Raw genomic sequence first — 10,212 nt, forward strand, 5'->3', positions numbered from 1 at the left:
GGTTACCATTTTAATGTTTTGCGCTTTTATGATATCGGCACATTCCTTGCTCATAAGGAAATCGTAGTCCGCTTGGCGCCACTGCGACCCGTAATCAGGATGTTCGATGGTAATGGCCTGCATTTCGGCATTGTCGTACGCCGGATGCAACAATAAAAAATTAAGGCCGGGCTCCAGGTTTTTGAGAAGGTCCGAATAAAATTGGTGAGCGCCCTGTTCATAGGTATGCGGTTCCATGGAGAGAATGCGGTCGACGACCACGGTATTGCCGTCCAAGAGATTTTTGACACTATCGTGTTCCATGGCATACACCCGGCCGTCCAAAAGAACGGGGAGTCCGAACTCCTTGCCCACTTTCATATAGGCCGCCGCAAATTCGGGGGTGCTTGCCGCTGCGCCCATATGGGCGTCAAGATGGGTAACATCGATACCTGACCTATACGCTTTTTTGACCTGGTTGCGCAGTTCAATCTCCACTTCCTTCGGATCCGCATAGTTTTGAAGGCTATCGACCAGCGCATAGAAATAGCCGTTTTCGTTTATCAAGGTGCGGACCGAGTCTTTGGACGTTACCGGTCCCCATTTGTAATTTTTCCACTCGCTCGTCAATGTCATATGCATCCCGAAATCCATTGTGGTGTTCTTTCGGGCATAGGCCGCTATCTCAGGAAACCACGGACAGGGCGCCATGATACTGGCCGAGTTCAAGGGGCTTTCTTCCAGTACCGTGATGCTCGCCGCATTCTCCGCATGGGCAACGCCCAGGTCGTCCGCGTGCAATATCAATAGCCTCGTACCTGCAGGATATCCCAAACGCTCGGCCATTGACCTGTTTTGGGCATTTCCAAATAAACAGTACAATAAAAGGAAACAGGGGAAAATTATGGATTTTCTCATCATCAAAAAGTTTTAGATCCGTCTAAAAAGAGGTTAAATATAGGATGTGGGCCTTGAACCACAAAATGTCGGGCAGGTCCAAAGTAAAAATATAACGGAAGCGACCTGTAATTTCGGTTGGCCATGAAAGATCTGCTTCCTATTTTTGCATCGGAGGAAAATGTAACCGGTTTATATGGATGTCTTGCGCGCCTTGGGCTATTCCCAAAATGAAAAACTGTTGATGATCCACGCCGATGATGCGGGACTCTCCCATTCGGAGAACAGGGCCACCATCCAAGCTGTTGTGAACGGATCGGTAAATTCCTATAGCATCATGGTTCCCTGTCCGTGGTCCTATGAAATGATGGAATTCGCAAAGGACAATCCGCAGTTTGACAATGGCATACATTTGACCCTTACCTGTGAATGGGAAAAATATAGGTTCGGCCCGGTACTGCCACAAAAGGAAGTGCCCAGTCTGACGGACGGCAACGGTTTCTTTTTTAAGAAAAGGGAACAATTGAACAGATATGCACGGAACGAAGAAGTACGAAGGGAGCTCCGGGCACAGATTGAAAGGGCCCTGCTGTTCGGCATGAAACCTACCCATCTCGATTCCCACATGTACAGCGTAGCGGCAAGGCCCGAGTTTTTGGAAATATATCGCGACCTGGGGAGAACCTATGGTCTGCCGGTGTTTTTCAATGGACAACTGATTACGGAAATGGGTCTAGATGCCAAAAAGGTACTTTTCGATGACGAACTCGTGGCGGACAATCTTTTTCTGGGAACGTTCGCGGATTTTGAAAAGGGCAGGTTGGTGGACTACTACGACCATGTTTTGGACCATCTGCCCTCGGGTTTCAACGTGCTGATCTTACATCCGGCATTCGATGATCTCGAAATGCGGGGAATTACCGTGAACCACCCGAACTTCGGGTCGCAATGGCGGCAGTTGGATTATGATTATTTCACCAATGAAAGCTGTAGGGCCAAGTTAGGGGCAAACGGTATCCGCCCGGTTACCTGGGGCGAAATTAAGGCGGTGATGAAATAGACAGTTGAACCGGTAGTTCCATCCTTCTCAAAATACCGTTTCCAAGAGTTTCGTAAAACCAATCTTTTATCGAACTACTGTAACCAAACATATTGCAAATAATCCCACCTTTATTTGGACTTTGCAAAACGGTAAATTAGCGTTTAAAGATGTCTCTTAAAATCCTGCCGTTGTCCTAAAATTCGAACGACGAATATGCCGTTTTTGGTTGGTTCATAAAATATTGTGTGCGCTTTGAAATTATATCTTTTTAGTGGAGGCGCATATTCAGAAGCACTACGCCCAATTTCGGGACTGTCGGCAAGAGTCTGTAAAAACTGTAATAATTCGGTAACATAATCATGCGTCTGTGATTCGTCCCAAGTCTCTAAAGTATAATCCACTATATCGTCGATATCGCTATCAGCCTTCGACGATAAATTATAACTTCTAGACATTCCTCGTGCTTTGAATTCTGTTGTTTTTGCGATTTTTAGCAGCCGCAACAATTTCATCAACAGACCTAATTTTAGAGCTCATACCGCTATCATAGCCTTCTTGTATGGCCGCTTTGGTGATTAAATACTCCCTATTGCGTTCCTCGTCCAAACGTATTAGGTGTCGCATATATTCGCTATCATTGGCAAAACCACCATTTTCAATTTGTCGCTTTATCCATTGCTCTTGAGCGGTGGTTATAGTCAATGATTTTCTAATTGTTGCCATAATTTAAAACTTTATTTACATACAATATACGCAAAAAAACATATTATCGACATACGGTTTATTGAATAATTGTAAAAATACAGGTTTTAAGGGTCTGTAAGTAGTAGTAATTATAACCCACCTTAAATTGAACTTTACAGAAATCGGCATTCGTTGGCGTGTGGGGACCGGTTTGTGGAACTATGCCTATTTCAGAAAAAAAATATTAATTTGGTAGTGTTAGTTAAATGGATACATGGTAATGATTATATTCCTATGTAGTAGTACATTAACAAAATGAGTCGTTTAAAAAGAATATTTCAAATATTTGCTAGTCTTTTCGTTATAGTCAGTTTAACTATTTCATTCGACTACAATCCAACCTTTGAAACTGACCCTAGAACCTCATCTATTGAACTTTTAGTATCAAATAAGGATGTTATAAGTCGAGTCATACGATTTGATACAGCGCAACAACTACTGTTATTTTCAAATTCTACAAAGGATGATATCAGCAAATTTGATTGGTTTAGAAGAATTCAAACGGCCAATATAAAAAGCTTTGTAGGTTTTAAAGTTCAGAAACATACTTCATTAGAGCTTAAACCATCACTTCTCAAAATCGTTCTTAACGATATTGTTCAACCAAAATCTCATCAGATTTAATGTGACCGACTTTTAAGAGAGTAAAATTCTTAAAATCTCAATTTCAGATTCCTTCTAATAAGTGAGGATAATTGAACACATTAAATTCTCTCATAATGAAAGTAAAAAAGTTCTTACGCTTTTTAATGCTATTGTCATGTGTAATAATTGCCTCTATAGTTCCATTTCCCATTCATTTTTACAGAAAAGATAATTTACCTACTCATGAAATAGAGCAAATTGACAAAAAGGAAGAGGAAGACAATGAAGAAGATGAATATAAGGCATTTTCGTGAGCTAAAAAACGTACTACAATAACCCAGCAGCGTTCAGATTGCCATCTTGAACGATGATATCGAACGCGCCATCGTAAATATATTGGTATTCCGAGGATACTAAAACTATATTTCGAACTCCTTATCCGCCATTTCCCAAACCGCATCCCCGATGGACAAGGCAGCCGTTGCGGCGGGACTAGGCGCGTTGAGTACATGGATACTGTCTTCGCCATAGGCGATTAGGAAATCCGTTCGAGTATCTCCGGTTTTGTTCAGCAACAATGCCCTTACCCCGCTTCTACCCGGACGAATATCGGATTCGGAAAGTTCTGGCACCAACCGCTGCAACGTCTTCAAGAACCGTTGTTTGGAAAATGCCCTTCGGTATTCGCCGATGCCGAACTGCCAGTTCTTCTTGAACAACTGCCAAGTGCCTGAATAGGAAAGGGCATCGAGGGTATCGCCAAGATCAAAATCCGTTTTACCATAGCCTTCCCTTTTAAAGGTAAAAACGGCATTGGGGCCACATTCGATTCCGCCGTCGGTCATACGGGTGAAGTGTACGCCCAAAAACGGGAAGTCCAAATTGGGCACAGGGTAGATGAGATTGCGTATTTTGTGCCGCGCCGTTTCGGTAAGCTCATAATAGTCGCCCCTGAAACCGACTACTTTCTCTTGCAGTGCCACCCCCTGTTTGCGTGCCAAACGGTCGGCGAAAAGACCTCCGCAAAAGATCATTTTCTTGGTCTCGAAGACTCCCTTATCCGTGTGGATCTGGTTTTTTGCACCCGCCTTAGAAAAGGTTTCCACTTTATGGCCCAGCCGTATTTCGCTTTTAGGATTAATTTTCACGATCAATTCCCCAAGTTTTCGGGTCACGGCGACATAATCGATGATACCGGCATCAGGTACCCAAAGGCCGGCGATACCTTTGCAATAGGGTTCGATCTCGGGAATTTCATCGGGGGATATTCTTAGGATATCCGCCAATCCGTTCTCGATTCCGTTGGAGTACACCCTTTCCAAGGCCGGAAGCTCGTCGGTATCCCTCGCTACGATAATCTTTCCGCAAACATCGTGATCTATTTTATGTTCGCGTGCGAATTCGACCATTTGTCGACGTCCGTTGATACAGTTCTTGGCCTTCAGCGATCCGGGCGTATAATAGATGCCGGAATGTAATACCCCGGAATTGTGTCCCGTTTGATGGGCCGCCAGTACATCTTCCTTTTCCAAAATGAGGAGCCGCAAGTCCGGACGGTTCTTTTGGATCTTGCAAGCCGTGGCCATACCGACAATACCCCCGCCGATAATCGTTATATCAAAAAGTTCTTGTTGCACTATTGTTTGTTGAACCGTAAAGATAACCAAGTCATCCGTACTCTAAGAGCAAAAGCCTATGGCAGGGCGGCAATCGGCCCTGGAATGCTATGTCAAAAAACAAGGGAGGTCATCCTATCGATCAAGAAAGAATAGGATGAAGAACAGCTCTCAATAAAAATAAGTTTTATCCTATTAAAATATAATCCTCGTGCAAACGTTTCCCTACTATATCTAAAAACAAATTTTAAGTATTCCAAAAATTACCTTATGAGAAAAAATGTAAAATCCTTTGTGAACCTAGGTTTGACCGGTATGGCGCTATGTCTTTTTATGGCGAGCTGTAGCAACGACGACAGTGTTTTTCAAACCCCGACAGATCCAACCAGCCCTACGGATCCCGGTGACCCTGTTGCCGAAGTGGCCACCATCATGTTTACCGAAGGAGGTGCCGTCGATGATAAATTCACTGCCGAGGCCAATGGTGAGGTCGGCACTAAAGTACCCGGTAGGGTCATCTTTACCTCTACGGATATTACCCAGCGTAGAATGTACATCACGCAAAACGTTTCCGGTGGCGGCGATATGCCCTTTAACAGTTTTGATCTTGAGGATACCGAGCTCAAAAAAGTACTGAACGACGATGGATCTATCGATTTGGACGGCTCCAACAAAAAGGATATCGACTTTACTTTTGAACTGCCCGTACCCGATATCGATAATGGCGAGATTGTCTATAGCTTTTGGACGACCACAGGAAAAGGCGATTTTAGGGATGCGACAAAAAGGGCTGCGCTCGGTGTAGGTTCGATTACCGTAAAAGTAGGTAATGGTACGAACCCTGCTGCCGAAGTTCGTTCGTTTACCGAAGAACAATTATTCGCCCCGGATGTGAACGGTAATACCGCAACCTTCTTTTCACTTCTGAATGAAGAAGTATATAAAATCAATGTAGGGCGCGAATTCAGGAATTTTTGGGATTTTGGCTACTACTACGGTGCCGCGGGCGTATCGAAAGAAGATAACGCCTCCTTCTCTTCCGCACAGGCTTACGACGCCTCTTTTGGTTTTCCTGTAGAAGGCCTTAAACCGGGAGCAGATGAAGAAAACGCAGCAACGGAAACCTTGAACGAAATGTTCTTTGCCGAATCGACATTGGATGCGGATGGTTTCAATGGTGTTACCCTATCAGGGGATTTAGACAACATCGTAAAATCGGATGTCCAGAAAATTACCAACCTTGCCGTTGGCGATGTCATCGAATTTGTTGATAATTATGGCAAAAAGGGACTTATTAGGGTTACCGAAATCAGAGCCGGAACCGGCAACCTTGATTTTATCAAAATTGATGTTAAGGTTCAACCATAAGTTACAAATCACCTACAAAGTATTAAAAGGGATGCCGAACGAACGGCGTCCCTTTTTTTTGTGCCGTGGCGTCATCCTTGGAGAATAAAGTCGGATGGCTACCCCTGAAAGAAAACCTTTAAAAAGTACTTCCACTTTCAATACCTTTGCGAAAACCGCAAAAATATGTTCGAAAAATTACGAAAAGAGGTCGCTGTTCTACTGGACCGTTCAGAGCTAAAAACCGACATCCGCCTGCAACAGGTATGCGAGCTCTTAAAAAATACGGTGCCCCATTACGACTGGGTAGGGTTTTACTTCAAGAACGGCGATAAAGAGGAACTCAAACTCGGCCCCTATGCCGGCGCACCCACCGACCACACCATCATTCCATTCGGAAAAGGTATTTGCGGTCAAGTGGCCGTCAGCAACCAGAATTTCGTAGTGCCGGATGTCAAAGCGCAGGACAACTACATCGCCTGCAGCATCACCGTTAAAGCGGAAATCGTAGTCCCGCTATTCATCAACGGCGAAAATATCGGCCAGATCGATATCGATTCGAACACACCGGATCCATTTACGGAAGAGGACGAGCGGTTTTTGGAGTTTGTAAATCGTGAAGTCGCAACAATACTCGCCTAGGCATCAAGTACTAAAAACTTGATTTTACCGTTGGGTCTATGGTGTCTTGGGCAAACATGCAAAGCAGCCGAAAGATCTAAGGGTAAAAAAGATGGCAAGAAGAGACTACGTTGTCGAAGGGGCACTATTGCAATGCACATTGGGTACGGCTCCGGGCGAAATGGTAGTTACCTCTCAGCAGAAAGTGGAGATATGCGGCAAGCTAAAAGCTACCAGCGAGGACAAAATTCCAAAACCTCCCTTTTTCGGCTCTTGCACCTGTTCTTCCCCCAACCCGCCGTGTTCACCAGTACTTAAAGAATGGCAGCTGACCAGCAAGGGATCTTCAATAGGCAACAAGGCTTTTTTGATGAACAATTCCCGTATACCCTGTGAAAAAGGGGGAATGGTCACGATAAAAGATGTGGGGCAAAAATTAGTGGGCACGGGCAGGGAGGAGTCCGAACTTGATGAGAAATATCCTGAACTCAAGGGAGAGATCATATTTGCGAACGGCTACCTGAGCGATTCTTTGGGCGGGGCACTGAATGCCTTGAAAGACCTGAACCCCGATGAAGCCTCCCCCGGTCTGCACAGAGGTTGGAACGCCAACGAAAATGATCCTTTGGACGAAAGCAATATCCTGCTCGACAGTGAGCTAGATAGGGCCATTACTCTGACGCTCGAAGAAATAGAGAAAGAACGAAAGGAAAAGGAGCGAAAAATCGTTTTCTCGGAAGAAAAGACCATTCGATATCCGCTGAGCATATCCCCCTTGATTCCTCCTTTAAAAAATATAACCGTAAATATACCCGAAATATCGGCGACGCTACCTAAACAGTCCAAAACTATTCCTGTACTGACCCAACAGGAACTGAAAATGATCTTTTGGGGCTACTGGAACGAGATCGGCAACCACCGAAGGGGCTCCAAAACCTACGCCAGTTATTTTAATGCGGAAAAGAACGAGCACTTTTTGAACGGTTCGCACGGTCTCGGATCCAATGCCGCCCACCGTTTAGACCATGGTATCGCCCAAGGCTACCAATGGGCGATGCACCAGTGGGAAATTATTCCCAAAGAAGAGGTAGACGAAACCAAGGAAAAAGTGCCCTATATCGAGAGCTATTCCCCCGCCTACAAACCTTTGACCCTAGTAATGCACAGCCAAGGCAACGCCCCGGGCGTGGGCTTTGCGCTGGGTGCGATGAAATATGCCAACGAACTTGGCTGGGAGCAAATACCGTTGAACCTGATATTCTTGGGGGTACACCAACCGCAAGGGCTCTGGGACGACGAATACAAAAAACTGCTCAAGGCCAAAAACCTTTATTTTACGGCCAATCATGATTTTTGGGATGCGGGGCCTTGGATACTATGGCCGGAGAATTGGAAAAAAGACAGGAATATTTACAAATACATGAGCGCCCTCTCCGAACTTTTCAGCGCCAAGCACAATAAGTTACGGCATCAAAGGGGCATTTACGAACACCTAAAGGCCATCACTGATTTCGATGCGTTGAAAGAAAGAAGTGTGCAGTTCACCTTCGCCAACGACCATGGCGATATCGTCTGTAGGGACGGCGACATCCCCGAAATCGACAGTGCCTGCAACCCAAAAACCGATACCACGCTATTCAGTGCGGAGTTTTTCCGTAAAAAAGTACCCGCAAGCTATGCCTCAGATCAAAACAAGAAAGTCATCGCCCTGAAGGATGGGGGCTTTGTGGTTATTCCGCCCTATTCCGCAGTACCAAGATTAGAGGCCCAAGAAATCAATGGCAAGGTGGTCATACATGACGATTGGACGGATTACCGGGGCATCGCCATCGACTGGGGCAACGCCATGTTCCGCTTTAGAAGCCTGAAAAAAGAACATGAAAAACAACAGGGCAGAAAAATCGATCTCGGCGATATTTTTAATCCGATTAAACAAGGATATGCCTTTGCCACATGGGCCGCCCTAAAAATGGCATACTTTCAAACGATATACCACTACGGCAGGTTACAGGTCGCCGACCTCTATGCCCATTTCAGTCCGGTGGAGTTCATACACAACGAAACGATACTTAATGGCCCTGGTTTCGATGACGGGCTGGGCAACCAGAATATTTGGGAGCGGATCAAAAAGGTCGGGGAGAAGAAGTTTTATCGGGTGGAGTATCATAAAAAACAAAGCACTGTGGACAACATGTCTGAAGAGGCCAAACGTATAGCAGCTAAAAAGTATGTTGGAAAAGAAATTAACATCTCCAAAATGACAAGCACCTCGATAGCTTGTAATATTTATATCCAAAACGTAATCGATGCCTTCGTAAATTGTGATGACAAGGCCATGAATAAACTTTATGAAGAACCTACACCTGAGGATATAGAGGAAATCGAAGTCGACCGGCTTATCAAACAATTCGGATTGACCCGTAACGCTCGAGATATCCAAGTAAAAAAATCAAAGAACGAGATTTTGAGGGATGCGGCAATCAAAAAGGATAATACCACGGTAGACATTCCGCAAAACAAAAGGAAGTGATGAACAAAATCAATAACCCTGCTATATTTCTCCTACTCCTAATTATTCAAAGCTGCGCCATGAACAACGAGCAAGACATAGACACAAAACAATTTGAGGAGCTAGACCGCCATGCCGGCAGTGAAAACTACGAGGTGGTTGAAATCGTACCGAAAGCAAATCTAGCAGAGTATTTTTTGTTGGATACTATTGGAAATAAACTCTTTATTGATTCTTATTACAAGTCCCTCAACAAGGAAGAAAACACTTATGATGCTTTAAAATTTGATGTTTTGGGCAATATCGAAACGATTTACGAAACAGAGTACGTCTTGAATGATGGTACTATGTGGAACATAAAGTACTATTCTAACTGGATAATTAATGGTGACACTACTAAACATAAGTATATCGACCCATTCACGAATAATGAAATAGTAGACCCATACAAACATAAGTGGAAAGAGCAAGATTATGACAAGTGGCATTCTGTTTTTAAACAATTTTACGAAAAAGCAACTTATATCTATATCGACATCGGCATTTGGTTCTATTACTTTAAAATTGAAGACAAATGGTATTTACTTGATGATAATTTAAAGGGGAGCCCCATAAATTTCACAGAGCAATACCCCCCAAAAGAGGAAGAGGCCGTCCGCATGGTAGAACCCAAAAACCTCGCCCCCATCTGGTACCGCAAAGCGGCCAAAGAAGACACATCGCCCCTGATAAAAATGATGGGCTACGAATCGTCCTATTTCGAAGAAGTGGATAAAGGCGCGTTCAGCTACGGCTACTCGGCGGGATGGTGGTACCTTGAAATTTATATGCCCCTTGGCGACACCCTGCGGATAAAACGCTACAGCGACTAT

10 protein-coding genes are annotated in these 10,212 nt (G+C 44.5%); 6 read left to right on the forward strand and 4 right to left on the reverse strand.

The annotated features are described in order from the left end of the window. On the reverse strand, window positions 1-825 hold an 825-nt coding region (locus ACEW8S_RS03400), incomplete at its 3' end, for a polysaccharide deacetylase family protein (protein WP_373516781.1). Window positions 826-1,072: 247 nt separating this feature from the next. On the opposite strand from ACEW8S_RS03400, the gene ACEW8S_RS03405 reads away from it, so the two are divergent. Beyond that, window positions 1,073-1,936 carry a polysaccharide deacetylase family protein gene (locus ACEW8S_RS03405; protein ID WP_373516782.1) on the forward strand — a complete coding sequence of 288 codons (864 nt, stop codon included), beginning with the start codon at window positions 1,073-1,075 and terminating at the stop codon, window positions 1,934-1,936. A 143-nt stretch (window positions 1,937-2,079) separates the two neighbouring features. On the opposite strand, the gene ACEW8S_RS03410 is transcribed toward ACEW8S_RS03405, so the two are convergent. Beyond that, the gene (locus ACEW8S_RS03410; protein ID WP_373516783.1) at window positions 2,080-2,373 is read right to left on the reverse strand and encodes a type II toxin-antitoxin system RelE/ParE family toxin; all 294 of its coding nucleotides are present in this window, start codon (window positions 2,371-2,373) and stop codon (window positions 2,080-2,082) included. Beyond that, complete coding sequence (locus ACEW8S_RS03415) at window positions 2,366-2,641, reverse strand: type II toxin-antitoxin system ParD family antitoxin (RefSeq protein WP_373516784.1); 276 nt, start codon at window positions 2,639-2,641, stop codon at window positions 2,366-2,368. Before ACEW8S_RS03415 ends, ACEW8S_RS03410 begins: the two co-directional genes overlap by 8 nt. 740 nt (window positions 2,642-3,381) lie before the next feature. Between ACEW8S_RS03415 and ACEW8S_RS03420 the strand changes: the two genes are divergently transcribed. Continuing rightward, window positions 3,382-3,561 carry a hypothetical protein gene (locus tag ACEW8S_RS03420; RefSeq protein ID WP_373516785.1) on the forward strand — a complete coding sequence of 60 codons (180 nt, stop codon included), beginning with the start codon at window positions 3,382-3,384 and terminating at the stop codon, window positions 3,559-3,561. 105 nt (window positions 3,562-3,666) lie between these two features. Here ACEW8S_RS03420 and lhgO read toward each other — a convergent pair whose 3' ends face one another. After that, window positions 3,667-4,884, reverse strand: a complete 1,218-nt coding sequence (gene lhgO / locus ACEW8S_RS03425) for an L-2-hydroxyglutarate oxidase (RefSeq protein ID WP_373516786.1) — start codon at window positions 4,882-4,884, stop codon at window positions 3,667-3,669. A gap of 249 nt (window positions 4,885-5,133) precedes the next feature. Here lhgO and ACEW8S_RS03430 point away from each other — a divergent pair, with 249 nt between their 5' ends. The 4 genes from ACEW8S_RS03430 to ACEW8S_RS03445 form a co-directional block, all read left to right on the forward strand. After that, a complete protein-coding gene (locus tag ACEW8S_RS03430; protein ID WP_373516787.1) occupies window positions 5,134-6,231 on the forward strand; it encodes a hypothetical protein in 1,098 nt (365 codons plus the stop codon). Between the two features lie 165 nt (window positions 6,232-6,396). Beyond that, window positions 6,397-6,852, forward strand: coding sequence for a GAF domain-containing protein (locus ACEW8S_RS03435; protein ID WP_373516788.1), 456 nt, complete (start codon window positions 6,397-6,399; stop codon window positions 6,850-6,852). A 91-nt stretch (window positions 6,853-6,943) separates the two neighbouring features. Then, complete coding sequence (locus ACEW8S_RS03440) at window positions 6,944-9,361, forward strand: DUF4280 domain-containing protein (protein WP_373516789.1); 2,418 nt, start codon at window positions 6,944-6,946, stop codon at window positions 9,359-9,361. After that, window positions 9,361-10,212 (forward strand): hypothetical protein (locus ACEW8S_RS03445; RefSeq protein ID WP_373516790.1); only part of this gene is annotated, 852 nt, incomplete at its 3' end. The genes ACEW8S_RS03440 and ACEW8S_RS03445, both read left to right, overlap by 1 nt.

Origin of the sequence: Pricia sp. (genome assembly GCF_041745955.1) — a bacterium.
Lineage (GTDB): Bacteria > Bacteroidota > Bacteroidia > Flavobacteriales > Flavobacteriaceae > Pricia.